24 protein-coding genes are annotated in these 23,653 nt (G+C 71.0%); 11 read left to right on the forward strand and 13 right to left on the reverse strand.

Annotation, left to right across the window (positions count from 1 at the left end; translation table 11 throughout):
* Nucleotides 1-12: 12 nt before the first annotated feature.
* From MMSR116_RS24150 to MMSR116_RS24170, 5 genes are all read right to left on the reverse strand, one after another.
* Nucleotides 13-267, reverse strand: a complete 255-nt coding sequence (locus tag MMSR116_RS24150; protein ID WP_010681931.1) for a hypothetical protein — start codon at nucleotides 265-267, stop codon at nucleotides 13-15.
* Nucleotides 268-439: 172 nt separating this feature from the next.
* The gene (locus tag MMSR116_RS24155; RefSeq protein WP_010681930.1) at nucleotides 440-904 is read right to left on the reverse strand and encodes a TIGR02301 family protein; all 465 of its coding nucleotides are present in this window, start codon (nucleotides 902-904) and stop codon (nucleotides 440-442) included.
* Nucleotides 901-1,377 (reverse strand): NUDIX hydrolase, encoded by a 477-nt coding sequence (locus tag MMSR116_RS24160; RefSeq protein WP_010681929.1) that lies wholly within the window; start codon nucleotides 1,375-1,377, stop codon nucleotides 901-903. Before MMSR116_RS24160 ends, MMSR116_RS24155 begins: the two co-directional genes overlap by 4 nt.
* Nucleotides 1,374-2,564 (reverse strand): hypothetical protein, encoded by a 1,191-nt coding sequence (locus MMSR116_RS24165; protein ID WP_051072103.1) that lies wholly within the window; start codon nucleotides 2,562-2,564, stop codon nucleotides 1,374-1,376. Before MMSR116_RS24165 ends, MMSR116_RS24160 begins: the two co-directional genes overlap by 4 nt.
* On the reverse strand, nucleotides 2,561-3,283 hold the full coding sequence (locus MMSR116_RS24170) for an SDR family NAD(P)-dependent oxidoreductase (protein WP_039892132.1): 723 nt from the start codon (nucleotides 3,281-3,283) through the stop codon (nucleotides 2,561-2,563). The genes MMSR116_RS24165 and MMSR116_RS24170 overlap by 4 nt, the downstream gene beginning before the upstream one ends.
* Before the next feature lie 166 nt (nucleotides 3,284-3,449).
* Between MMSR116_RS24170 and MMSR116_RS24175 the strand changes: the two genes are divergently transcribed.
* The 11 genes from MMSR116_RS24175 to MMSR116_RS24225 all read left to right on the forward strand — a co-directional run bounded on the left by MMSR116_RS24175 (nucleotide 3,450) and on the right by MMSR116_RS24225 (nucleotide 14,578).
* Nucleotides 3,450-4,031 carry a carboxymuconolactone decarboxylase family protein gene (locus tag MMSR116_RS24175; RefSeq protein WP_010681926.1) on the forward strand — a complete coding sequence of 194 codons (582 nt, stop codon included), beginning with the start codon at nucleotides 3,450-3,452 and terminating at the stop codon, nucleotides 4,029-4,031.
* Nucleotides 4,032-4,325: 294 nt separating this feature from the next.
* Nucleotides 4,326-5,360: a phosphate acyltransferase PlsX gene (gene plsX, locus MMSR116_RS24180; protein ID WP_039892122.1), complete on the forward strand. Its 1,035-nt coding sequence runs from the start codon at nucleotides 4,326-4,328 to the stop codon at nucleotides 5,358-5,360.
* 117 nt (nucleotides 5,361-5,477) lie between these two features.
* Complete coding sequence (locus tag MMSR116_RS24185; protein WP_010681924.1) at nucleotides 5,478-6,485, forward strand: beta-ketoacyl-ACP synthase III; 1,008 nt, start codon at nucleotides 5,478-5,480, stop codon at nucleotides 6,483-6,485.
* A gap of 156 nt (nucleotides 6,486-6,641) precedes the next feature.
* Nucleotides 6,642-6,962 carry an integration host factor subunit alpha gene (locus MMSR116_RS24190; protein WP_010681923.1) on the forward strand — a complete coding sequence of 107 codons (321 nt, stop codon included), beginning with the start codon at nucleotides 6,642-6,644 and terminating at the stop codon, nucleotides 6,960-6,962.
* Between the two features lie 119 nt (nucleotides 6,963-7,081).
* The gene (locus tag MMSR116_RS24195) at nucleotides 7,082-7,570 is read left to right on the forward strand and encodes a MerR family transcriptional regulator (RefSeq protein ID WP_010681922.1); all 489 of its coding nucleotides are present in this window, start codon (nucleotides 7,082-7,084) and stop codon (nucleotides 7,568-7,570) included.
* 124 nt (nucleotides 7,571-7,694) lie between these two features.
* Nucleotides 7,695-8,114, forward strand: a complete 420-nt coding sequence (locus MMSR116_RS24200; RefSeq protein WP_010681921.1) for a hypothetical protein — start codon at nucleotides 7,695-7,697, stop codon at nucleotides 8,112-8,114.
* A 120-nt stretch (nucleotides 8,115-8,234) separates the two neighbouring features.
* Nucleotides 8,235-8,678 carry an Ig-like domain-containing protein gene (locus MMSR116_RS24205; RefSeq protein ID WP_010681920.1) on the forward strand — a complete coding sequence of 148 codons (444 nt, stop codon included), beginning with the start codon at nucleotides 8,235-8,237 and terminating at the stop codon, nucleotides 8,676-8,678.
* Between the two features lie 217 nt (nucleotides 8,679-8,895).
* Complete coding sequence (locus MMSR116_RS24210) at nucleotides 8,896-10,848, forward strand: PrkA family serine protein kinase (RefSeq protein ID WP_010681919.1); 1,953 nt, start codon at nucleotides 8,896-8,898, stop codon at nucleotides 10,846-10,848.
* 181 nt (nucleotides 10,849-11,029) lie between these two features.
* The gene (locus MMSR116_RS24215; RefSeq protein ID WP_010681918.1) at nucleotides 11,030-12,331 is read left to right on the forward strand and encodes a YeaH/YhbH family protein; all 1,302 of its coding nucleotides are present in this window, start codon (nucleotides 11,030-11,032) and stop codon (nucleotides 12,329-12,331) included.
* A 46-nt stretch (nucleotides 12,332-12,377) separates the two neighbouring features.
* On the forward strand, nucleotides 12,378-13,955 hold the full coding sequence (locus tag MMSR116_RS24220; RefSeq protein ID WP_010681917.1) for a SpoVR family protein: 1,578 nt from the start codon (nucleotides 12,378-12,380) through the stop codon (nucleotides 13,953-13,955).
* Between the two features lie 194 nt (nucleotides 13,956-14,149).
* Complete coding sequence (locus tag MMSR116_RS24225) at nucleotides 14,150-14,578, forward strand: PaaI family thioesterase (protein ID WP_039892120.1); 429 nt, start codon at nucleotides 14,150-14,152, stop codon at nucleotides 14,576-14,578.
* 48 nt (nucleotides 14,579-14,626) lie between these two features.
* On the opposite strand, the gene MMSR116_RS24230 is transcribed toward MMSR116_RS24225, so the two are convergent.
* The 8 genes from MMSR116_RS24230 to MMSR116_RS24265 form a co-directional block, all read right to left on the reverse strand.
* Entirely contained in the window at nucleotides 14,627-15,250 is a 624-nt protein-coding gene (locus MMSR116_RS24230) for a riboflavin synthase (RefSeq protein ID WP_010681915.1), read from the reverse strand.
* A gap of 3 nt (nucleotides 15,251-15,253) precedes the next feature.
* A complete protein-coding gene (ribD, locus tag MMSR116_RS24235) occupies nucleotides 15,254-16,360 on the reverse strand; it encodes a bifunctional diaminohydroxyphosphoribosylaminopyrimidine deaminase/5-amino-6-(5-phosphoribosylamino)uracil reductase RibD (protein WP_010681914.1) in 1,107 nt (368 codons plus the stop codon).
* A 10-nt stretch (nucleotides 16,361-16,370) separates the two neighbouring features.
* Complete coding sequence (gene nrdR, locus MMSR116_RS24240) at nucleotides 16,371-16,898, reverse strand: transcriptional regulator NrdR (RefSeq protein ID WP_010681913.1); 528 nt, start codon at nucleotides 16,896-16,898, stop codon at nucleotides 16,371-16,373.
* A gap of 110 nt (nucleotides 16,899-17,008) precedes the next feature.
* Complete coding sequence (gene glyA, locus MMSR116_RS24245) at nucleotides 17,009-18,313, reverse strand: serine hydroxymethyltransferase (protein WP_010681912.1); 1,305 nt, start codon at nucleotides 18,311-18,313, stop codon at nucleotides 17,009-17,011.
* Nucleotides 18,314-18,714: 401 nt separating this feature from the next.
* Nucleotides 18,715-19,026: a cupin domain-containing protein gene (locus tag MMSR116_RS24250; protein ID WP_010681911.1), complete on the reverse strand. Its 312-nt coding sequence runs from the start codon at nucleotides 19,024-19,026 to the stop codon at nucleotides 18,715-18,717.
* A 75-nt stretch (nucleotides 19,027-19,101) separates the two neighbouring features.
* A complete protein-coding gene (locus tag MMSR116_RS24255; protein WP_010681910.1) occupies nucleotides 19,102-19,893 on the reverse strand; it encodes a DUF937 domain-containing protein in 792 nt (263 codons plus the stop codon).
* 144 nt (nucleotides 19,894-20,037) lie between these two features.
* Complete coding sequence (locus MMSR116_RS24260) at nucleotides 20,038-21,489, reverse strand: MATE family efflux transporter (RefSeq protein ID WP_010681909.1); 1,452 nt, start codon at nucleotides 21,487-21,489, stop codon at nucleotides 20,038-20,040.
* Nucleotides 21,490-21,497: 8 nt separating this feature from the next.
* The gene (locus MMSR116_RS24265; protein WP_010681908.1) at nucleotides 21,498-23,471 is read right to left on the reverse strand and encodes a monovalent cation:proton antiporter-2 (CPA2) family protein; all 1,974 of its coding nucleotides are present in this window, start codon (nucleotides 23,469-23,471) and stop codon (nucleotides 21,498-21,500) included.
* Nucleotides 23,472-23,653 lie beyond the last annotated feature (182 nt).

Consider the following 23,653-nt stretch of genomic DNA (forward strand, 5'->3'; position numbering starts at 1 on the left):
GCGCCGCGCACCTCAGTGCTGGAGGGTCGTGGTGAAGGCGCCCCCGCGGATGCGCTCGGGGAATCCTTCCGCGTAGCGCGCCGTCGCTTCCTCGCCGTAGGTGGTCACCAGTTCCTGGAAGGCCGCGAACAGCGCGGCCTGGGCCATGCAATCGCCGTCGAGCCCGTCGAGGCAGCCCTCCGCGAACGCTTCCGAGACGTAACTCAGCGCGACGCGCTTCTCCTCGACATCGACCTCGGTGGGGGCGGTGTGAGAGATGTGCTGCATGGCCCGACACTTCCGTTTCGCCGGGCACGAGACCCGGTGGACAGGACGGATGATAGGCGGGTCCCGGCGGCTCGGCCAGCCGGGAATTTCAGATCGGTTAACGCGGGGACTCAAATCCGATGCATTGCCGGCATCGGCGCGGGGTGTGTTCCCCCTGCATCACCCCCTTGTTTCACCCGCCGAACCGGCCGGCCAGCGCGTGCGACAGCCGGTCGCCCTCGGCGACGTAGCGGGCGGCGGCCTCGTGGGCGGCCGGCGTGCAGACCCGGTAGGTCAGCGCGTAGCCGCGATAGCCGCGGTTATAGGCCCCGGCCAGCCGGTCGCGGCGGGCGGGCGTCACGCCCTCGGACTCGATTAGCGCCTTCATGCGGGCCGGCCAGTCCGCGGCGTCGGGGGTCCCGCACAGGCCGCGCAGGAACGCCAGCGCCCCGATGATCTCGGACATGCGCATCAGGTCGCGGTCGTAGGGCGCGGGGACGTCGGCGGGCGCGTTCGCCTCCTTGGGCGCCTCCTTCGTGGCTTCCTTGGCGGTGTCCCGGGCGGCCGGGCGCCCTGCGCGCTGCTGCGCCGGAGCCGGCGTCGGAACCTCCCCGGCGAGGAGCGCGAGCAGGCACAGGATCGATGCCGGGCGCCTCACGCCGTCGCCTCCCGGTCCTGCAGCGCCGTGCGCGCGAAGGCCGCCCGCAGGGTGTCGATCAGGCCCGGGGTCGTCGGCAGCGTGGCGACCTCGGCCAGCGTCGCCCAGCGGGTCCCGAGGGCCTCGGGCCCGGCCACCGGCTCGCCGCCCTGCCACAGGGCCGCGTGCGGGTGGACGACGTAGTGGTGCCGGGCGCGCCCGGCTTCGTCGCGGACGATGATCTCGGTGGGCGGGAGCACGCCGACGACCGCCGCCGACAGGCCGACCTCCTCGGACAATTCGCGCAGGGCCGCCTCGGCGAGGGATTCGCCGGCCTCCACGAGGCCGCCCGGGAGCGTCCAGACCCCGCGCATCGGCTCGTTGGCGCGGGCGGCCAGCAGCACCCGGTCGCCGCGGATCACCGCGATCGACGCACCCACGAAGGGGCGCGCCGGGAACAGGCGGCTGTCGGCCGCCGGCGCGTCCGCGGTCACGGCGTCCCTCCCTCGGGGGCGACCACAGCCACCCGCCCGTCGGCGAGGCCGACCACGATCCGCGCCGCCGCGCCCTCGCCGAGGACCACGATGCCGGTCTCGGGCGCCGCCGGGAGCGGCACGCGCAGGCGCTCGCGCGGCGCGCCCTTCACCGTGATCAGGGCGATTTCCGGCTTGCCCGCCACGGGCAGAATCAGCTCGGGGCTGCCGCCGGCCGGGGCCGTGACCGCGAGGTCCGAATCGCCGTCGCCGGCGGCGTAGCCCTCCGCCGCGCCGGCCGGCTCGATCCGGTCGGGCTGCAGCGTCCAGATTTGCAGGCGGCCGCGCGCGCTCACCGTCGCGGCCTGGATCTGGCCGGACCCGGCGAAGTCGGCGATCCCGGCGATCTTGAGGGGCGGCCCGGGCTGCGGGTCCGTGCGCGCCGTGACCGCCCAGGTGCCGCCCGCCGGACGGCCGATCAGGACGAGCCCGCCCGAATCCGCGCCGGAGCGCGTCGTGGCGAGCAGTGCCGGGCGGTCGCCGAGGCGCAGCAGGCGCGGCCGGAGGGGCGCGAACACCGCCTCGCCCCCCGCCGGCACCGTGACGGTGGCCACCGGCACCGGCTTCGGATCGGTGCTGACCGCCATCGGCTGGCGCTCGCGGATCGTCAGGACGGAGGCGGCCTCGCTGCCGTCGGCGGCGCGGGTGCGCCCGGTGAGATAGGCGCTGATCGGCCCGGACAGCGCCCGGCGCGAGCCGGGCAGGGCTCCGCGCGGCGTCTCGGCGGCGGTAAGCCCCTCCACCGCCTCCGGCCCGATCGGGCGGACCGTGACGGTGCCGCTGGACAGCGCCAGCACGGCGCCGCCCGCGTCGCCCCAGGCCACGGCGAGCGGTGCGCTCTCCTCGTCGCCGGGCTGCTGACTCACCGTCGCGCCGGTGATCGGCAGGAGGCCGGAGGTCGCCACCGAGACCGCGGCCTCGCTGCGGGGGCCGCGCAGTGCGCGCACCTTGAAGGGCAGGTCGAGGATCCGGACGGCGGGCTCGGCCCGCGCGGTGGCGTGCGGGAGCGCGCACAGGAGCAGGCCTGCGAGGAGCGCCCGGCGCCGGACGTCACGGCCACGCGCCGCCGCGTCCGGTCTGTCCGCGCGCCTGTCCGTACGCGCCTGCGTCGAAGCGGACGCCGCGTCGGCGAGGCGCGCTCTGGTCAAACGTGCTGGCCGCCGTTGATGTGCAGCTCGGCCCCGTTCACGTAGGACGAGGCCTCGGTGCACAGGAAGTAGATCGCCTTGGCGACCTCGTCCGGGGTGCCGAGGCGGCGCTGGGGGATCTGCTCGATCAGCTTCTCGGTGCCGGGCGACAGGATCGAGGTGTCGATCTCGCCGGGCGAGATCGCGTTCACCCGCACGCCCAGCGGCCCGAAATCGGCGGCCATCTCGCGGGTCAGGCCGGCCAGCGCCGCCTTGGACGTGCCGTAGGCCGCCCCCGCGAAGGGGTGGACGCGCGAGCCCGCGATCGACGTCACGTTGACGATCGAGCCCTTGGCCCGGGCGAGTTCCTCGCGCAGGCCCCGGGCGAGCAGGATCGTGGCGAAGAGGTTGACTTGGAACACCCGCTGCCACGCATCGAACTCGGTGGCGAGCGCGCCGAGGCGCTCGCCCTCCGGTCCCTTCGGCGAGATGCCGGCATTGTTGACCAGCGCGTGCAGCACGCCGCCCTCGGCGGCGAGCCGGCCCCGGACCTCCTCGACGGCGCGGACCGTGTCCTGGGCATCCGCGAGGTCGACCTGGAGATGGTCCTCGGGGCCCATCTCCCAGGGGCAGTTCTCCGGGAAGGCGTGGCGCGAGCAGGTGATCACCCGCCAGCCCGCGGCCGAGAAGCGCTTGACGGTGGCGTGGCCGATGCCCCGGCTCGCGCCCGTGAGCAGCATGATGCGCCGGCGTTCGTTGACGGGGAGGGCCAAAGCCGTAAGCCTCGCTGGCGGTAGGGATCGCGGCCCGCTCCGGGCGCGGGTCGTGCCGGTGAGCCCCTACGGTCTAGGCGCAGTGGGGCCGGAAATCCAGAGCGCGCCAGGGATAGGGAAGCGAGGAGACGTCATGGCGAGCGGCCAGACCAGGGCGGAGCGCATGCCGGAGATCCCGGCGGGGGATCTCACGGAGGCGCAGGCCGCCGCGGCGGCGGCGTTTTCGGCCGAGCGCGGCGTCCCGGTCTTCGGGCCGTTCGTTCCGCTGCTGCGCAGCCCGGAACTGATGCTCTGCGCCAGCCGGATGGGGCTGTACCTGCGCTACGGCAGTGCCCTGCCGCTGCGGATCAGCGAGTTCGCGATCCTCATCGTGGCCCGGGAATGGAGCCAGCCGGTGGAGTGGGCGATCCATCACCCGATCGCCCTCAAGGCCGGCGTCGCGCCCGAGACCGCGCAGGCCCTGGCCGAGGGGCGCCGGCCCGACACCATGAGCGCCGACGAGGCCCTGGCCTACGCCTTCTCGACGGAGCTGATGCATAACCGTGCGGTGAGCGACCCGACCTACGCGGCCGTTGAGGCGCGCTTCGGTGCGCAGGGCGCGATCGATCTGACCGGCATCAACGGCTACTACGCGCTGCTGGCCATGACCATGAACGTCGCCCGGACGGCGGTGCCGGACGGGTCGTCCGCGCCGCTGCCGACGCTGGTGAGATAGGCGGCGGCGCCGCCGCGCGGCCGATCGTCGGGCCGGGATCAGACTCCGGTTCGCACCACCCGTCCGGGAGCGGGTGCAGGCCACCACGCGAAGGGGCGCGGTCGTGCAGCGCACGCTGCCGGATACCGTGCCGGGGCTGCCGCCTGAGTGCTGCCTGAGCGCCACCGGGCGGAGAACGGAACCGCGTGCCGCCCGATTTCATTTGCCCGCCGGGCCGGTATCGCTATGGTCCGCCGCGCCCGGCGGGGCCTGTCCCGCCATATCCCCCGCCGAGATCCGCGATCCGCTAACGACATGTCCCAACGCGTGTGCATCTCGCTCGACGCCATGGGCGGCGACCACGGGCCCACCACCGTCGTGCCCGGCGCCGCGCTCGCCCGCGAGCGCCATCCCGGCACCACCTTCCTGATGTTCGGCGACGAGGCCGTCATCGCGCCGCTGGTCGCCAACGAGCCCCGGCTCAAGGACTGCGTCGAGATTCGCCACACCAGCGTGGCGGTGGCGATGGACGACAAGCCGAGCCAGGCGGTGCGCCAGGGCCGGGGCAAGTCCTCCATGTGGCAGGCGATCCAGGCGGTCCGCGACGGCCAAGCCGATGCCTGCGTGTCGGCCGGCAACACCGGCGCCCTGATGGCGATGTCGAAGATCTGCCTGAAGACCATGTCGGGCATCGAGCGCCCGGCCATCGCCTGCCTGTGGCCGACCGTGCGCGGCGAGAGCGTCGTGCTCGACGTCGGCGCCACCATCGGCACCGACGCCGAGCACCTCGTCGAGATGGCCGTCATGGGCTCGGCCATGGCCCGCATCGTGTTCGACCTCGACCGTCCGACCGTTGGCCTGCTCAATGTCGGCACCGAGGAGATGAAGGGCAACGAGGCGGTCAAGGAGGCCGCCCGGATCCTGCGCGAGATGGAGAGCCCGGGCCTGAGCTACCACGGCTTCGTGGAGGGCACCGATCTCGGCCGCGGCACGGTCGACGTGGTGGTGACCGAGGGGTTCACCGGCAACATCGCCCTCAAGACCGCCGAGGGCACCGCCAAGCAGATCGCCACCTACCTGCGCGCCGCGATGACCCGGACGCTCGCCGCCAAGATCGGCGCGCTGTTCGCCCGGCAGGCCTTCCGGGCGCTCAAGGACAAGATGAATCCGAGCCGGGCCAACGGCGGCGTGTTCCTCGGCCTGGAGGGGATCGTCATCAAGAGCCACGGCTCGGAGAACGCGCAGGGCTTCGCGGCGGCGATCGATCTGGCGCACGACATGGCCCGCCACGACATGATCCGCACGATCCGCGAGATGCTCGACCAGACATCGGCCCTCGCGCCGGCCTGACCGGCCAGTGCCGGCCGGTCCCGGCTTGAGAGCCCGTCGCCGGACGGGATGGAAATCGGGCGGTCCCGGCATCACAACTGGGAATTGTGAGGCCGCAACCGTCCGGGAAGGACACAGATGGCAAACCTCCGCACAGATCCCGAGCAGAACCGGCGCGCCCCGAACCTGCGCTCGGTGGTGGTCGGGACCGGATCGAGCCTGCCCGACGCGGTGGTGACGAACGCCGCCCTCGCCGAGCGGGTCGACACCTCCGACGAATGGATCGTCCAGCGCACCGGCATCCGCCAGCGCCACATCGCGTCCGAGAGCGAGACCACCTCGGTGCTCGGCACCCGGGCCGGGCGGGCCGCCCTCGACGATGCCGGCCTGACGGCGGATGACATCGATCTGGTCATCTGCGCGACCTCGACACCGGACCACACCTTCCCGTCCACCGCGACCCAGATCCAGGCGGCCCTCGGCATCCACCAGGGCGCGGCCTTCGACCTCCAGGCCGTCTGCGCCGGCTTCGTCTTCGCGGTCTCGACCGCCGACAAGTTCCTGACCACCGGGGCGGCCCGCCGGGCGCTGGTGATCGGCGCCGAGACCTTCTCGCGGATCGTCGACTGGGAGGATCGCACCACCTGCGTCCTCTTCGGCGACGGCGCCGGCGCCATCGTGCTGGAGGCGCAGGAGGGGGCGGAGGGCCGGGGCGTCCTCAGTTCGAGCCTTCGCTCGGACGGCCGTCACCGGGAGAAGCTCTACGTCGACGGCGGGCCGGGCTCGACCGGCACCACCGGGCACCTGCGCATGGAGGGCCGCGACGTGTTCCGATTCGCGGTCGGGCAGGTGACCGACGTGATCGTCGAGGCCTTCGAGCAGGCCGGCACGACGGCTCAGGATCTCGACTGGTTCGTGCCGCACCAGGCGAACCGCCGGATCATCGAGGCCTCGGCCGACAAGCTCGGGATCGCCCGGGAGAAGATCGTCCTGACGGTGGACCGCCACGGCAACACCTCGGCGGCCTCGATCCCGCTGGCCCTCGACGTGGCGCGGCGGGACGGCCGCATCCGGACCGGCGACTTGGTGATGATCGAGGCGATCGGCGGCGGCTTCAGCTGGGGGGCGGCGCTGATCCGCTGGTGAGGCCGGCGAAACAATTCGTCACCCCCGTGCGGTTGACCGGGGGCGGAGCGCCGATTAGCGTGCCGTATCATAGGGATACGCCTTCAGTGTTCGGTGCGGCCTCGATCGCCGCACCCGGCGCCATGGGGGCGAGGAACATGGGCGAGGGGACACGGCATGGCAGGCAAGACGGTGACGCGCGCCGACTTGAGCGAGGCCGTTTACCATCAGGTGGGCCTGTCACGGACCGAGTCTGCCGCCCTCGTCGAGACCGTGCTGTCGGAGATCTGCAGCTGCCTCGCGAGTGGTGAAACCGTGAAGCTGTCCTCGTTCGGCTCCTTCGTGGTGCGCAGCAAGGGCAAGCGCGTCGGCCGCAACCCGAAGACCGGTGTCGAGGTGGCGATCGAGCCGCGACAGGTGATGGTGTTCAAGCCCTCCAACGTGCTCAAGGCCAAGATCAACGGCCTGAACGGCGCGGGCGCTCACGACGACGACTGAGTGGAGCCGCGCGCGGCTCAATCTTCGGTCTGCGGAGGAATTCCAGAGCCGGCGAGGCTTGAGCCCGGCCTTGCGGGCCGGCAAGATCGGTCCGTCCCGAACCGATCCGCCAGAGCCCCATGCCGCCAGCCCTCGCCGCCGAAGAGCCCGTCGAACCGCCGGCCGGAGCCGGCGAGAAGAGCCCCCACGCGTTCCGCACGATCAGCGAGGTGGCCGAGGACCTCGACGTGCCCCAGCACGTGCTGCGGTTCTGGGAGACCCGCTTCGGTCAGATCCGTCCGGTGAAGCGGGCCGGGGGCCGGCGCTACTACCGGCCGCAGGACGTCGAGCTCGTCGCCGGCATCCGCCACCTGCTCCACGTCCGGCGCTACACGATCGCGGGGGCGCAGCGGGTGCTCAAGGACCACGGGGTCCGCTTCGTCCAGGCGGTCGGTCGCGGCGAGGCCGTGGCGGCCGAGCCGCTGTTTCAGGAGGCCGAGGCGGAGGCGGGGGGCCGGAGCGGCGCGCTTGCGGATCCGGACCGTGCCGTCCTGGCAGAGGTCCTGGCCGAGCTGCGTGCGTGCCGCGCCCTGCTCGATGGGTTGGAGACGGCCACCGAGGACGTCTGACGAGACCGTCCGACGAGGAGGTGTGGGACCCGATCCGGCCGGTTTGCCGGGCCCCGCTGCCGCACCCGGCCTGTCACAACGCGCGGAAGGCGAACCTTCGGCAACAACTCGCGTTGTCGCCCGCATGGCCGCGCCCAAATCCAAGCTGTCGCCCAGCCAGGAACTGATGGCCCGCATCATGCGGATCGTCCGCACCTGCCCGGAAGCGGCGTCCGAAGTCTTGGAACTGATGTTCCTCGTCAGCCAGATCGAGGCCGCCACCGGCGTCGATCGGGAGTACCGCGACGCCAAGCGCGTGATCAGCCGCCTGCGCCATCCACTCTGGGACATGGGGCCGACCGATCGCGAGAAGCTGCTCGCGGCCGCCGAGACGATTCGCCGGGTCTGCCGCTTGGCCGAGGACGAGATCCCCCCCGTGCCGACCGCCGATGCGGGGGAGCGCGCGCGGGTCGAGGCGCGGCTCGCCACCGCCCTGGCGGGAGAGTTCGACGCGGCGCAGATCGCGCGCGTCACCGGCATCGTCGCGGCGGCGCTGCAGAATTAACCCGACGCCCAAGCCCTCGACGGCAGTCGGCGGCGTCCCCACATGCACGCCACCGATGAACGGGGCATCCGGACAGGCGTCCGGACACAGCTCCCGGGTCGGCACCGGAGAGACGCTGCCATGATCGCCCATCGTCCGCTCGCCGCGCTGCTCGTGGGGAGCTTGGCTCTCGTCGGGCCGGCGCTGGCCCAGTCGCCGACCAGCCGGACCAAGACGGTCGCCCCCGGCAAGACCGTACGCCTCGAGATCGCACCCAATCTCAAGAAGGATTGTTCTCCTGGCCCGATGCCGGAGTTCAAGGTTTCCGGATCCCCGAAGAACGGTTCGGTCATCACCAAGGTCGGCAAGCTGAAGACGCCGGCCAGCTACCGGTGTCCCAACAAGGAGGCGGCCGTCCAGGCGCTCTTTTACCAGCCCAACAATGGCTTCACCGGGACCGACGAAGTGACGTTCGAGGTCAAGAGTTCCGACGGGCAAGTCCAGACGCAGACCGTCAAGATTACGGTCGCAGCCTCGGGTGGCAAATCCGGAGATGACGCCAAGAAGGAAGGGACGGATCTGTGAACGGCGACGGAGATCCGCGATCTCTCTGATCCTGCAGCCTTGCGCACGCGCTCGGCCGCGGCGCGGACACTCGTCCGGGCCGCGTTCAGGTCGACGCAGTGTTGCAAGCAATCGACATGCCGCGCACCATGCTCGCCGCACTGCGACAAAAGCGGGCCTGTCGGTTGCATCCGAGCCGAGACAGGATGAAGCTGTCACGGTCTGAGAGGGTTATCGAATGCCCATGCATGCGACGAACGACCTTTTCCAGAGCTTCGCCCGAGGGTACGAGGCCCGCCGCGACACGGAGATGACGCTCTCCGAGTATCTTGAGGCCTGCCGCGACGAGCCGCTGATGTACGCCTCGGCCGCCGAGCGCATCCTGGCGGCGATCGGCGAGCCCGAATTCGTAGACACCGCAAGGGATTCGCGCCTCGGCCGGATCTTCATGAACCGGACGATCCGGACCTATCCGGCCTTCCGCGAGTTCTACGGCATGGAGGAGACGATCGAGCGGATCGTCTCGTTCTTCCGCCACGCCGCGCAGGGGCTGGAGGAGCGCAAGCAAATCCTCTACCTGCTGGGTCCGGTGGGCGGCGGTAAGTCGTCGCTGGCCGAGCGGCTGAAGCTCCTGATGGAGGTTCACCCCGTCTACGTACTCAAAGCCGGGGACGAGGTTTCGCCGGTCTTCGAGAGTCCGCTGGGCCTGTTCGACCCCGAGACCATGGGCGAGGAGATCCAGCGCCGCTACGGCATCCCGCGCCGGCGGCTGACCGGCCTGATGAGCCCCTGGGCGCTGAAGCGCCTCGACGAGTTCAACGGCGACATCTCGCGGTTCAAGGTGATCAAGGTCCGGCCCTCGCGCCTGCGCCAGATCGCCATCGCCAAGACCGAGCCGGGCGACGAGAACAACCAGGACATCTCCTCGCTGGTCGGCAAGGTCGATATCCGCCGCCTGGAGACCCTGTCGCAGGCCGATCCCGACGCCTACTCGTACTCGGGCGGCCTGAACCGGGCGAACCAGGGCATCCTCGAGTTCGTCGAGATGTTCAAGGCGCCGATCAAGATGCTGCACCCGCTGCTCACCGCGACGCAGGAGGGCAACTACGTCGGCACCGAGAATATCGGCGCGATTCCCTTCACCGGCGTGATCCTGGCCCACTCGAACGAGGCCGAGTGGCAGTCGTTCAAGACCAACAAGAACAACGAGGCCTTCATCGACCGGATCTACGTGATCAAGGTCCCGTACTGCCTGCGCGTCACCGAGGAGCAGCGGATCTACGAGAAGCTGATCTCCGGCTCGGAACTGTCGGACGCGGCCTGCGCGCCCGGCACGCTGGAGATGCTGGCGCGGTTCTCGGTGCTGTCGCGCCTGCGCGAGCATGCCAATTCCAACGTCTTCTCGAAGATGCGGGTCTACGACGGCGAGTCCTTACGCGAGGTCGATCCCCGCGCCCGCTCGATGCAGGAGTACAAGGACACGGCCGGCGTCGACGAGGGCATGGACGGGATCTCGACCCGCTTCGCCTTCAAGGTGCTGGCCGCGACCTTCAACCACGACACCACCGAGGTCTCGGCCGACCCGGTGCACCTGATGTACGTGCTGGAGCAGTCGCTGCGCCGCGAGCAGCTCCCGCCCGAGACCGAGAAGAAGTACCTGGAATTCATCAAGACCGAGCTGGCCCCGCGCTACGCGGAGTTCATCGGCCACGAGATCCAGAAGGCCTACCTCGAATCGTACCACGATTACGGGCAGAACCTGTTCGACCGGTACATCGACTACGCCGACGCCTGGATCGAGGACCAGGACTTCAAGGACGCCGAGACCGGCCAGCTGATGAACCGCGAGCTCCTGAACCAGGAGCTGACCAAGATCGAGAAGCCGGCCGGGATCGCCAACCCGAAGGATTTTCGCAATGAGGTGGTGAAGTTCGCCCTGCGCTCCCGGGCGCAGCACGGCGGCCGCAACCCGAGCTGGACCAGCTACGAGAAACTGCGCGAGGTGATCGAGCGGCGGATGTTCTCGCAGGTGGAGGAGCTGCTGCCGGTGATCTCCTTCGGCTCGAAAAAGGACGGCGAGACCGAGAAGAAGCACGGCGAGTTCGTCGAGCGCATGGTGGCGCGCGGCTACACCGAGCGGCAGGTCCGCCGTTTGGTGGAGTGGTACATGCGGGTGAAGCAGGCCGGCTGAGGGATGACGGGGTCCGGTTCGGCCGGGCCCTGTTCCGACCCTCCGCCGCCACAGTTTCGGACGACCGGCCGGTGAAGATCTGGGGCCAGCTGCGAACGAGGGATCCTTTCCTCCGGCAACGGCATGGTACGATCAGGGTCCGGACCCGGCCGGCACACGCGGACGAGGGTTTTTGCAGCGGATGCACATCGTCGACCGACGTCTGAACCCGGGCGGCAAGAGCCTCCCCAACCGCCAGCGCTTCCTACGCCGCGTGAAGGACGTGGCCCAGCGCGCCGTGCGCGAATCCGCCCGCGAGAAGGACATCAAGGATCTGGGCAAGGACGGCCGCGTCACCGTGCCGGCCGACGGCGTGCGCGAGCCGCGCTTCTCCCGCCAGCCCGGCACCGGGCTGCAGGACCACATCCTGCCCGGCAACAAGACCTACGTGGAGGGCGACACGATCGAGCGCCCGCCGGGCAGTGGCGGTGGGCGCGGCTCCGGCGAAGGCGGGGAGGGCGGCGAGAACAGCGAGGACGCGTTCCGCTTCGTGCTCACCCGCGAGGAGTTCCTGGAACTCTTCCTCGAGGATCTGGAGCTTCCGGACCTCGCCAAGCGCCGCCTCGCGGTGGTGGAGACGGAGGGCCTGCGCCGGGCCGGCTACACGGTGACGGGCTCGCCGGCGAATCTCGCGCTGACCCGCACCCTGCGCAACTCGATGTCTCGGAGGATCGCCCTCAAGCGGCCCAAGCCCGACGAGGTGGCGGCCCTGGAGGCGAAGCTCGACGCGCTGTCCGAGGGCGATCCCGAGCGGCTCGACTTGGAACAGATGCTCCTCAAGCTGCGCGAGCGCTCGAAACGCATCCCCTACGTCGATCCAATCGACCTGCGCTTCCGCCGGTTCGAGCCCTATCCGCGGCCGATCGCGCAGGCCGTGATGTTCTGCCTGATGGACGTATCCGGCTCGATGACCGAGCACATGAAGGACCTCGCCAAGCGGTTCTACATCCTGCTGCACATCTTCCTGACGCGCCGCTACCGGCACGTGGAGATCGTGTTCATCCGCCACACCGACCGGGCGACCGAGGTGGACGAGGAGACCTTCTTCGGCTCCCGCGAGACCGGCGGCACCCTGGTCTCGTCGGCGCTGGTCGAGATGAAGCGCATCATCGCCGAGCGCTACGATCCCAACGACTGGAACATCTACGCGGCGCAGGCCTCGGACGGCGACAACGTCTCCTCGGACGGGCCGACCTCCACGGAGCTGCTTCGGTCGCACATCCTGCCGGCCTGCCAGCACTTCGCTTACCTGGAGGTGGGCGACGAGAACGGCCCCCGCGCCGGCTTCGTGGAGCACCGCACCACCCTGTGGCGGACCTACGAGGCGATCGCCAAGGCCGGCGGCCCGATCGCGATGCGCAAGGTCAACCACCGCCGGGAGATCTACCCGGTCTTCCGCGAGCTGTTCGGCCGCAAGGAAGGCCGCGCCGAGGCGGAGGCGTAGGTTTGTCCCCTCCCCACAAGGGAGAGGAGAATGCGATGAGGTTTTCATGGTGACCAGCCTGAGCCGATCCAAGGTGAGTGCGCCGGCCGTGAAGGTCGATAAGCCCCTGTTCACCGGCAACGACTGGGATTTCGACACGATCCGCCGCATCCACGACGCCTGCGAGGCGGTGGCCGGGCCGCAGCTCGGCCTGTCGTGGTACCCGAACCAGATCGAGATCATCACGGCCGAGCAGATGCTCGACGCCTACGCGTCGATCGGCATGCCGCTGTTCTACAAGCACTGGTCGTTCGGCAAGCACTTCGCCCAGCACGAGGCCGGCTACCGCCGCGGCCTGATGGGGCTTGCCTACGAGATCGTCATCAATTCCGATCCGTGCATCTCCTACGTGATGGAGGAGAACACGGCGACGATGCAGACGCTGGTCATCGCGCACGCCGCCTTCGGTCACAACCACTTCTTCAAGAACAACTATCTGTTCCGGCAGTGGACCGACGCAGAAGGGATTCTGGACTACCTCGACTTCGCCAAGGGCTTCATCAGCCGCTGCGAGGAGCGCTACGGCCACCAGGCGGTAGAGCAGGTGCTCGACGCGGCCCACGCGCTGATGAGCCAGGGCGTCCACCGCTACCCGCGCAAGAAGCGGCCGGACCTCGCCTCCGAGCAGCGACGGGAGCGCGAGCGGATCGAGCACGGCGAGCAGATCTACAACGACCTCTGGCGGACCCTGCCGCAGAAGATCGGCACGGCGCGCCCGGACGTGGCGGCGGAGCGGCGCAAGGCGCTGCTGGAGCTGCCGCAGGAGAATATTCTTTATTTCCTCGAGAAGGTCGCGCCGAGACTGCGCCCCTGGCAGCGCGAGATCCTGCGCATCGTCCGCCTCGTGGCACAGTATTTCTACCCGCAGCGCCAGACCAAGGTGATGAACGAGGGCTGCGCCACCTACTGCCACTACCGGATCATGAACGCTCTGTCTGAATCCGGGCAGATCACCGAGGCGGCCTACCTCGAATTCCTGCAATCCCACACCAACGTCATCCGCCAGCCGAACTACGACGACCGCTCCTACGGCGGCCACAACCCCTACGCGATCGGCTTCGCCATGATGCAGGACATCGCCCGCATCACCGAGCAGCCGACCGAGGAGGACCGGGCGTGGTTCCCCGACATAGCCGGCACCGGCGACGCCATGGCGGTGCTGCGCGACTGCTGGGAGAATTACCGGGACGAGAGCTTCATCCAGCAGTTTCTCTCGCCCAAGCTGATGCGCGACCTGCGCCTGTTCCACGTGGTCGACGACCCCGAGGAGCCGGAGTTGCGGGTCGAGGCGATCCACGACGAGCGCGGCTACCGCAAGCTGCGCCGGTCCTTCGCGCGCCAATACGACGTGGCGTGGCTCGATCCCGATATCGAGGTGGTGGATGTGGACCTTGAGGGCGACCGGCGCCTGATCCTGCACCACAAGGCGATCAACCGGATCACCCTGCAGAAGGATGACGCCAAGCGGGTCCTGCAGCACCTCGCCGACCTCTGGGGTTACGACGTGGTGCTCAAGGAAATCGAGCCGGCCACCGGCACGGTGCTGGGCGAGATCGGCGCCAGCGCGCGGCCGATCTTCTTCTGACAGGGATCCAACCCGTACGCCTCATCCTGAGGTGCCCGCGCAGCGGGCCTCGAAGGAGCCCTCCAGCCAGCCGCGCGATCCCTGGAGGGCTCCTTCGAGGCCTGCGCTGACGCTCCGGCACCTCAGGATGAGGTGTTTGGCTCGGAATGGCCTCGGGTGATTGCCTCGTTGTCCCGGCCATGCTGCAAACACGTATGACCGCCACGATCCTGACCCTCGCCGAGACCAGCGACTTCCTCGACCACGAATTCCCCCAGATGCAGGCGGGCGGCCGCGCCTACCATCTGGAAGATGTCGGCCCGCTCTCGGCCCGGATGCGGCTCGAAGCTCACGAACGCTTCCTGCGCCCCGGCGCGACCGTGTCGGGCCCGGCCATGATGGCGCTCGCCGACTACGCCCTCTACGCGGCGATCCTCGCCAATATCGGCCCGGTGGCGCTCGCCGTGACCACGAGCCTCAGCTTCAACTTCCTGCGCAAGCCCGCCTCGGGCGATCTCTTGGCGGAGTGCCGCCTGCTCAAGCTCGGCCGTCGTCTGGCCGTCGGCGAGGTGCTGATCACCGCCGTGGGCAACCCCGACCTCGTCTGCCACGCCACCGGCACCTACTCGATCCCGCCGCGCTGAGGCGCCGTCCGCCGTCCTTGCTTCGCTGCGCTCGCAAAGTCGACCGGATCAGCCGGACCGCGCCTCGGCGAGCCGGGCAGCGTAGCGGGCGATCAGATCGACCTCCAGGTTGAGCCGGTCCCCCTGCCGCCGCTCACCCCAGGTGGTGACCTGCAGCGTGTGGGGGATGAGCAGCACCGAGAACAGGTCGCCCTCGACCGAATTCACCGTGAGCGAGGTGCCGTCGAGGCAGACCGAGCCCTTCTCGGCGATGAACTTGGCCAGGCTCGCAGGCGCGCGCAGGGTGAAGCGCTCGCTGGCGCCCCAGGCATCGGCCGTGACGCTCTCGCGCGCCGCGATCTCGGCGAGGCCGTCGACATGGCCGGTGACGAGGTGGCCGCCGAGTTCGTCGCCGATCTTCAGCGAGCGTTCGAGGTTGATCCGCGTGCCCGCCGCCCAGGCGCCGACCGTGGTGCGCGCCAGCGTCTCGGCGGCGGCGTCCACCGCGAAGACGCAGCCGCCTTCGGCCGGCTCCACCGACACCGCCGTGAGGCAGGGGCCGGAACAGGCGATCGAGGCGCCCAGCGCGATCGTGGCCGGATCGTAGGAGGCGCGGATCACGATCCGGCGCAGGTCGCCTTCGCCCGCCACCGAGACCACCGTGCCGACATCGCTGACGAGTCCCGTGAACATCGCTTACGTCCTGTCGCGTTCGTAGGTCACGGCCTCGTCGGGTCCGAGGCGGAGCCGCTCGGCTTCCCGGAAGCCGTCCGCCAGCGCCGCCGTCAGGGCGGGCCCCAGCGCCGGCAGGCCGCCGGCCGGGCCGAGTTCCGCCGGCCCGGTGACCAGCGTGCAGGCCTCGATCAGATCGGCCCGCGCCAGCGCGTCCGCAAGGCGGGGCCCGCCCTCGCTGCACAGGCGGGTCAGGCCCCGCGCACCGAGAAGCGCCAGGGCGGCCGACAGGTCGATCCCGCCGGCCGTGTCGGCGGCGACGAGGGCGACCTCGACGCCGAGCGCCTCCAGGGCGCGCCTGGCATGGGCTGGCGCGGAGCGCGTGGTGAGCACCAGGGTCGGCGTGTCGCGGGCGGTCCGGGCCAGCACGCTGGCCGGCGTGAGCCGCAGGTGCGTGTCGAGGACGATCCGCAGGGGTGAACGCCGGGTGAGTCCCGGCAGCCGCACGGTGAGCGACGGATCGTCGGCGCGGGCCGTACCGATGCCGATCAGGATCGCGTCGGCATGCGCCCGCCAGAGATGGACCGCGCCATCGGCCACCGGCCCGGTGATCCGCAGGCGCTCCGGTCCGGCGGCCGCGCAGAATCCGTCCCGGGTGCGGGCGAGCTTGAGGTGCAGGGCCGGGCGGCCCCGCGTCACCCGGGTGACGTGGCCGAGATGGTCGCGCGCCGCCTCCGCCCGCATCAGCCCGGTCTCGACCGCCACGCCCCCCTGGCGCAGGAGCGCGTGGCCGCGTCCCGCGACCCGGGGGTCCGGATCCTCGATCGCGCTGACCACCCGGGCGACCCCGGCGGCCAGGATCGCCTCGGTGCAGGGCGGCGTGCGGCCGTGATGGGAGCAGGGCTCCAGGGTGACGTAGAGGGTCGCACCGCGGGCGGCCGCGCCGGCGGCCGCGAGCGCCAGGGGCTCCCCGTGCGGGCGCCCGCCCTGCGCGGTCGCCCCGGTCCCGAGGATGCGCCCCGTATCCGGCTCGACCACGACGGCGCCCACCGACGGGTTCGGCCACGTGGTGCCGAGGCCGCGCCGGCCCAGCGCCAGGGCGAGGCGCATGAAGGTCGCGTCGTCGCTCATGACGCCGGTCTCATGGGCGCGCGGACCGGCGACGGCGCGGCGCCTCGGGCTCCGGCTCGGGCGACGGCTCGATATCGGGCGCCAGCGTGCCGTCGCCGAGCGTCCCGAGCAGCGTCTCGAAATCCTTGGCCTCGCGAAAATTCTTGTAGACCGAGGCGAAGCGCACGTAGGCGACGTCGTCGAGGCCCTTGAGCCCCGCCATCACCAGCTCGCCGATCGCCTCGGAGGTCACCTCCGGCTCGCCGGCGCTCTCAAGCTGCCGGGTGATGCCGCTGACCAGACGCTCGATCCGCTCCGGGTCGACGGCGCGCTTGCGCAGAGCCACGTCGATGGAGCGCTGGAGCTTGTCCCGGTCGAAGGGCACGCGCTTGCCCGAGCGCTTGAGCACCACGACCTCGCGCAGCTGGACTCGCTCGAAGGTGGTGAAACGGCCGGCGCAGTCCGGGCAGACCCGGCGGCGGCGGATCGCGGCGCCGTCCTCGGAGGGCCGCGAGTCCTTCACCTGGGTCTCGGAGCCGCCGCAATAGGGACAGCGCATGGGTCTGTTACTCGGGCATGGAAACGGCCGCGAACCGATGATCCGCGGCCGTTTCCTAATCCACTCATGGCCGGCCCGGAAGGCCGGCCCCGCGCAGGCGTCCCCCGGCCTCAGCCGTAGATCGGGAACCGGTCGGTGAGCGCGTGGACGCGGGTCTTGACGTCGGCCTCGACCGCGCTGTCGCCCGCCTCACCCTTGGCGGCGAGGCCGTCCAGCACCTCGACGATGAAGCCGCCGATCTGCTTGAACTCGGCGACACCGAAGCCGCGCGACGTGCCGGCCGGGGTGCCGAGACGGATGCCCGACGTGATGGTCGGCTTCTGCGGGTCGAACGGCACGCCGTTCTTGTTGCAGGTGATGTGCGCCCGCGACAGCGCGGCTTCCGCCGCCTTGCCGGTGAGGCCCTTCCGCTGCAGGTCGACCAGCATCAGGTGGTTGTCGGTGCCGCCCGAGGTGATGTCGTAGCCGCCCGAGATCAGCGTGTCGGCGAGCGCCTTGGCGTTCTCCACCACCTGACGGGCGTAGATCTTGAACTCGGGCTTCAGCGCCTCGCCGAAGGCCACGGCCTTGCCGGCGATCACGTGCATCAGCGGGCCGCCCTGGAGACCGGGGAAGATCGCTGAGTTGAACTTCTTAGCGAGCGCCTCGTCGTTCGTCAGGATCATGCCGCCGCGCGGGCCGCGGAGGGTCTTGTGGGTCGTGGTGGTGACCACGTGGGCGTGCGGGAACGGCGACGGGTGCACGCCGGCCGCGATCAACCCGGCGAAGTGCGCGGCATCGACCATGAAGTAGGCGCCGACCGAGTCGGCGATCTCGCGGAATTTCGCAAAATCCCAGTGGCGCGGGTAGCCCGAGCCGCCGGCGATGATCACCTTCGGCTTGTGCTCCTGCGCGAGCTGGGCGACCTGCTCCATGTCGATCCGCTGGTCGTCGCGGCGCACCGTGTAGGAGACCGGCTTGAACCACTTGCCCGAGACGTTCGGCGGGGCGCCGTGGGTGAGGTGGCCGCCGGCGGCGAGGTCGAGGCCGAGGAAGGTGTCGCCGGGCTGCATCAGGGCCAGGAACACGCCCTGGTTGGCCTGGGAGCCCGAGTTCGGCTGCACGTTGGCAAAGCCGCAATCGAACAGGCGCTTGGCGCGCTCGATGGCGAGGTCCTCGGCGATGTCCACGAACTGGCAGCCGCCGTAGTAGCGCCGGCCCGGATAGCCCTCGGCGTACTTGTTGGTCAGCACAGAGCCCTGCGCTTCCAGCACGGCGCGAGAGACGATGTTCTCCGAGGCGATCAGCTCGATCTCGTGCTGCTGGCGGCCGAGTTCCTTGGCCACCGCCTCAGCGATCTCGGGATCGGCGTCCGTGAGGGGGGCGGCGAAGAAGCTGTTGGAGAAATGCTTGTCGGCGGCGGTACCGGCGCTCATGGTCTGCCTCTGTTCTGGTAGGGGCGATGCCCGGCCTTTCGTCGGCGTGCACGGGCGGGCGTTGAAGCACCGATTCCTACACGGGCCGGACCTTCAGGCCAAGCACAGGCATTTTGGACCGCGTCCAAGAATAATTTGCCGCAGTCCAGCAGAGAGTTCCTGTCGAAGGGCTTCGTGTGCCTGGGGATTACCGGTTTCAGGAAGCGAAGGGCATTCCCGGCTCTCATTCCGCGCCGGCGCAGACGAGCCGGGTCCCCTTAGAGCTCAGAACCTGCCGCGTCGGCGGCTCTACGCCCGGGCTCCGCTTCGCCCCTCGAATGACCGATCGCGTGACGAAGCACACCCCTTCCCCTGCCGTACCCTCCGCTTGAAGCGTCGAAGACGGCCCGACCTAACGGGCGTCACGCGGAGACATTCGTCTCGATCAGCACCGTCTCGGTGTCGAATGCGGCCGCATGCCACGCTCCGGCGGGGAAGTGGAACACGCTGCCTGCGGAGAACGGCTTGCGGCCTTGCTCGGTCTCCAGAACGCCGGAGCCCGAGACGACCTGCACGAACTGTTCGTGATCGTGGCTGTGGCGCGGGGCCGAGATCCCCGCCGGCACCACGACGCGCACGAGGCTCGCGCCCGCGCCCGGGATCTCCCGCTTGGCGACGCCGTTCGCGGCGACGCTCTCGGCGCGGTCATGCCAGGCGGTCAGGTGGTCGGTCATCGTGGCGTCTCCTCGGCGACGGGACATGCGCTCCGGAAGAGCCGGGTCAACGGCCGCCCGGCCAGCCGGCCTGCGTCAACCGGTCCCGCCGGGCGGGCGGCCGCGCCGGGACCTGGGCGTCGCGGGATCGGAGGCCGATGGGCCGGGATCGGGCGGAGCCGAAGCGGGGGCGGCGCCCTCGCTCGGCGCACCCGCGGAGGGCCAGAAGGTCTCGAACAGCTCCTGCATCGCCCGGATGTTGTTGCCCTGGACCTCGGCGCCCGTGCGCAGCATCTGGTTGAGCATGTCGGAGCCGGCCTCGCCCACCGGCGCTTCCGGCGGCGTAGGCTTGGGCGTGGGCTTGGGCTTGAAGGCGGGCTTCGCCGTGGGGGCAGGGGGCTCCGCGGCGGGCAGGAACGCCTTGGCCATCTCGGCCCAGGCGGGGCCGAACGGGAACGGCACGGGTGGCGGCGGCGCGGCCGGCCGCGCCTGCGCAAGCTCGGCCTGCGGCTGGTTGAGCATCACGTGGACGATGCTCGCCACGACGGCACCCGCCATCATCGGCAGCATCTGGCGCAGGACCTGCGCGCCGACGCCGCTCGTGGCCGAGGCCTGCCGCAGCACTCCCTGCATCAACTGGGCCGAGCCGAACATCTGGCTCAGGGCGTCGATGCCCTGCGGCGCCGCGGGCCGGGGCATCTCCAGGCCGAACATGCGGGCGAAACTACCCGGGTCCATGCCGACGCTGCGTTGGAGGCCGAGGGTCAGGGCCGGCATCAGCGCCTCGAAGGCGCGGGCCGTCTGATCCGTCGTCAGACCGAATTGCTGGGCCATGGTCTGCAGCCCGGCCTCGCCCTGGGCCTGGAACATCTCGAGCGGGTTGAACATGCGGCCTCGATCCTGCCCCGGTCGGACCGACCAGGGCAGGGCATCGTGACCCGTTGCGCGGCGAAATACCAGTTCTTGCCCGCGGAACTTGTGTCCGGGAATGCGGCGCGACCTGGATAACCGGGCCGCCTTGTCATTTCCGACTCAGCTCACCGGTCCCGGATGGGGGTGGCCCGCCGGCAGCGGCGCGTCCCGGAGCGGCGCCTCCGGAGCGCCCTCCGGCTCTCGGCCGCGCGGGCCGGAGCCTTCGAGGCGGTCGACGGTGCGGCGGGCGAGCAGGATGCCGAGCGCCCCGAAGACCAGCGAGCCGAGCCCCATCCCGGCGACCACGCCGCGGGGGCCGTAGAGCGAGGCGCCCAGCATCGCGGGCGGGATCGTGCCCAGCGTCGCCCGTCCCCAGTTCAGCAGCGTCGAGCGGAGGGGGAAGCCGAGGTTGTTGAAGGCGGCGTTGCCCAGGAACAGGAGCCCGTTGAAGAACCAGATCGCCCCGCCGACGAGGCAGAAGAAGCCGAACAAATCGGCCGCCACCCCGTGCAGGCCGAACAGGGCCGCGAGCGGCCCGCGGGCGAGGGCCAGGCCGAGCCAGACGATCGCCACGTAGGCGAGCGTCACCCGCACCGCCTCCCGCAGGACGCCGCGCATCCGGTCGAACCGGGCCGCGCCCCAGTTCTGCGCGAGGATCGGGCCGATCGCCCCCGACAGGGCGAACAGGCCGCCGAAGGCCACGGGCGTCAGGCGGTCGATCACCGACGCGGCCGCGACCGCGTCCGCCCCGTAGCCGGCGAACAGGCGCGCCAGGAAGGCGCTCGCCACCGAGGGCGCGAGGTTGGTGAGCACCGCCGGCCCCGCGACCGCCGACAGGGCGGCGGCGTCGGCCGGCAGGTCGGCGAGGCGCGGCCGGCCGAGGAGCCCGTGGCGGGTGACCCCGCGCAGGCCCACGACCACGAAGGTGGCGCGCGCCACGCAGACGGTGATCGCCGCGCCCTCGACGCCGAGGCCGGCCCCGAAGATCAGCAGCGGATCGAGGATGGCGGTGACCACGGCGCCGGACACGGTCACCAGCATCGCCTGCCGCGCCTCGCCGACGGCGCGGAGCAGGCCGGTGAACAACATGCCGGCGGCAAGCAGGAGGTTCGACGGCAGGGTGATGTGCAGGAACAGCTCGGCCACCCGCAGCGCCTCGCCGCGGGCGCCGATCAGGCTCAGGAGCGGGTCGGCGAGGACGGCGATCAGCACCGCGATGAGAGCGGCCACGAGGCTGCCCAGCGTCAGCGCGGAACTCGCGAGGCGGCGCGCCGCCGCCCGGTCGCGGGCCCCCACGGCCTTCCCGACGAGCGCCCCGGCGGCGATCATCAGGCCGATATTCACCGCGGTGGCGAAGAACTGCACGATGCCGGCGAAGCCCACCGCCGCGGTCAGGTTCGGGTCGCCGAGCTTCGAGACGTAGAGCAGCGACAGGAGGTCGACGACGAAGATCGCCATCAGCCCCACCGAACCGGTGGCGGCCATCACCAGGACGTGCCGGAGGATGGAGCCGGTGACGAAGCGGCCGGTCTCCGCCTGGAGCGGGCCGGCCGAAGGCGGACCGTCAGACATCCGGAGCGTCACGCATTCCGGGCGCTGCCTTCCGCTTCCAGCTCCGCCTCGTCGCCCTCGGCCTCGGCGGCCTCGCCTTCCTGCGGGGCGAGGGCGGGCTTCTCGAGGAGCCGCTCGGCCGCCTCGCGCCGCTCGCCGCCCACGAGGTCGCGAGTCTCGGTGTTGAGCGCGCGGGCGGGCCGGACGGGGGCGGTCAGCGGTTCGGGCTTCAGTCCCGCGGCGGCCCCGCGCATCCAGCTGGAGCCGTCCGGCAGGGCGCCCGCCTGCTGCAGGACGAGGCGGGCGATGTCGCGCTTGCGCACATCGTCGGTCCGCGCCAGGGCGGCCTCCGGCGACAGGCCGAGTCCTTCGAGCGCCGCCCGACCGAAGGCGAGGGCCGATTCGGCAGTCTCGCGGATCTGGTAGTCCACGTCCCGGTTCATCAGCTCCACGGCGTGCAGCCGGTCGTAGGCACGCACGAAGGTACGCACGTCCGCGAACTCCTCGTGCACGATGTCGACGATCTTGAGGGCGCCCTCCCGGTCGTCGACGCAGATGCAGACCAGTTCGACCCGGCCGATCCCGGCGGCGCGGAGCACGTCGAGCCGGGTGCCGTCGCCGTAATAGATCCGGAAGCCGAATCGCGAGGCGGCGCGCAGCTGCTCCACGTCCTTGTCGATGACGGTGGCGGTGATGCCCTCGGCGAGCAGCACCTGCGTCAGCAACTGCCCGAAGCGGCCGAAGCCGATCACCAGAACCCGGGCCTCGCCGCTCTCGGACAGCTCGGTGGAGGGCGCCTCCAGCGCGTGCGTGGTCCGCGCGTTGCGCCGCTCGATCAGCTTGTCGAGGCCCTTGGCGGCGATCGGGCCGATCAGCATGGTCAGCGCGGCGAGCGCCACGGCGAAGCGCGTCGCCTTGGCGCCCGTGAGGCCCAGTTCCTCGGCCTGGGGCAGCAGCACGAAGGCGAATTCGCCGGCCGGCGCCAGGACGGCGGCGCCGCGCAGGGCCCCGAGGGTGTCGGAGCCGAACAGCCGGAACAGGCCGGCCACCAGGGCGACCTTGACGAGGATCGCCCCGAGCGTCGCGCCGAACAGGGCCGGCCAGACCTCGCGCACGAGGGTGCCGTCGATCGACATGCCGACGCTCATGAAGAACAGGCCGAGCAGCATGCCGCGGAACGGCTCGATATCGGCCTCGAGCTGGTGGCGGAAATTCGATTCCGCGAGCAGGATGCCGGCGAGGAAGGCGCCCATCGCCATCGACAGGCCGACCTGCTCCATCAGCAGCGCGGTGCCGAGCACCACCAGCAGGGCCGCGGCGGTCATCACCTCGCGGGCGCCGCTCGCCGCCAGCAGCCGGAAGAACGGGTTCAGGCCATAGCGGCCGACCACCACCACGGTGAGGATCGCCGCCAGCGCCTTGCCGGTGGAGACAGCGGCCTCCCCGAGCCAGGAGGCATCGGTCGCGCCGCCCGCCGAGGCGAGCAGCGGCATCAGCGCCAGGATGCCCACCACCGAGAGGTCCTGGAACAGCAGCACCGCGAAGGCGCGGCCCCCGTAGGCGCTGCCGAGGTCGCCCCGCTCCTCCAGAAGCTGGAGCGCCACCGCGGTGGCCGAGAGGGCCAGCGCGAGGCCGATCACCGCGGCCGCGCCGAAGCTCAGGCCCGCCAGCACGCCGGCGCCGCCGAGCACGAGGGCGCAGGCGACGAGCTGCGCGGTGCCGAGGCCGAAGATGTCGCGGCGCATCGAGACAAGCTGCGACAGGTGCAATTCCAGCCCGACGATGAACAGCAGCAGCACCACGCCGATCTCGGCGACGCTGGCCGCCGTGTCGGGCTCGGCGATCAGCGACAGGCCGGAGGGGCCGATCAGCACGCCGGCCACGAGGTAGCCGAGCACGGCGCTCTGGCCGATCAGCCGGAACACCGGGACGCCGATCACCGCCGCCGTCAGGAAGGTCAGGACCGGCGGCAGGAAGCTCGCATGTTCGACGGGGCTCGCCATGAAGATCGTCCCGGCGGTTCTTCTGGGGTGCGTGCGAAGCACCCGCTTAGCGCGGGCGGCGCCGGGATGCGAGCCGGAAGGACGTGCCGTTCGGCACAAGGGGGGGCACTGCCGTGTCCGCCGAGCGCGGTCGAACCTATCGCCTCCGTCTTTGCGAGCGCAGCGAAGCAATCCCGAGCGCC

This window comes from Methylobacterium mesophilicum SR1.6/6 (assembly GCF_000364445.2).
GTDB classification, from domain to species: Bacteria; Pseudomonadota; Alphaproteobacteria; order Rhizobiales; family Beijerinckiaceae; genus Methylobacterium; species Methylobacterium mesophilicum_A.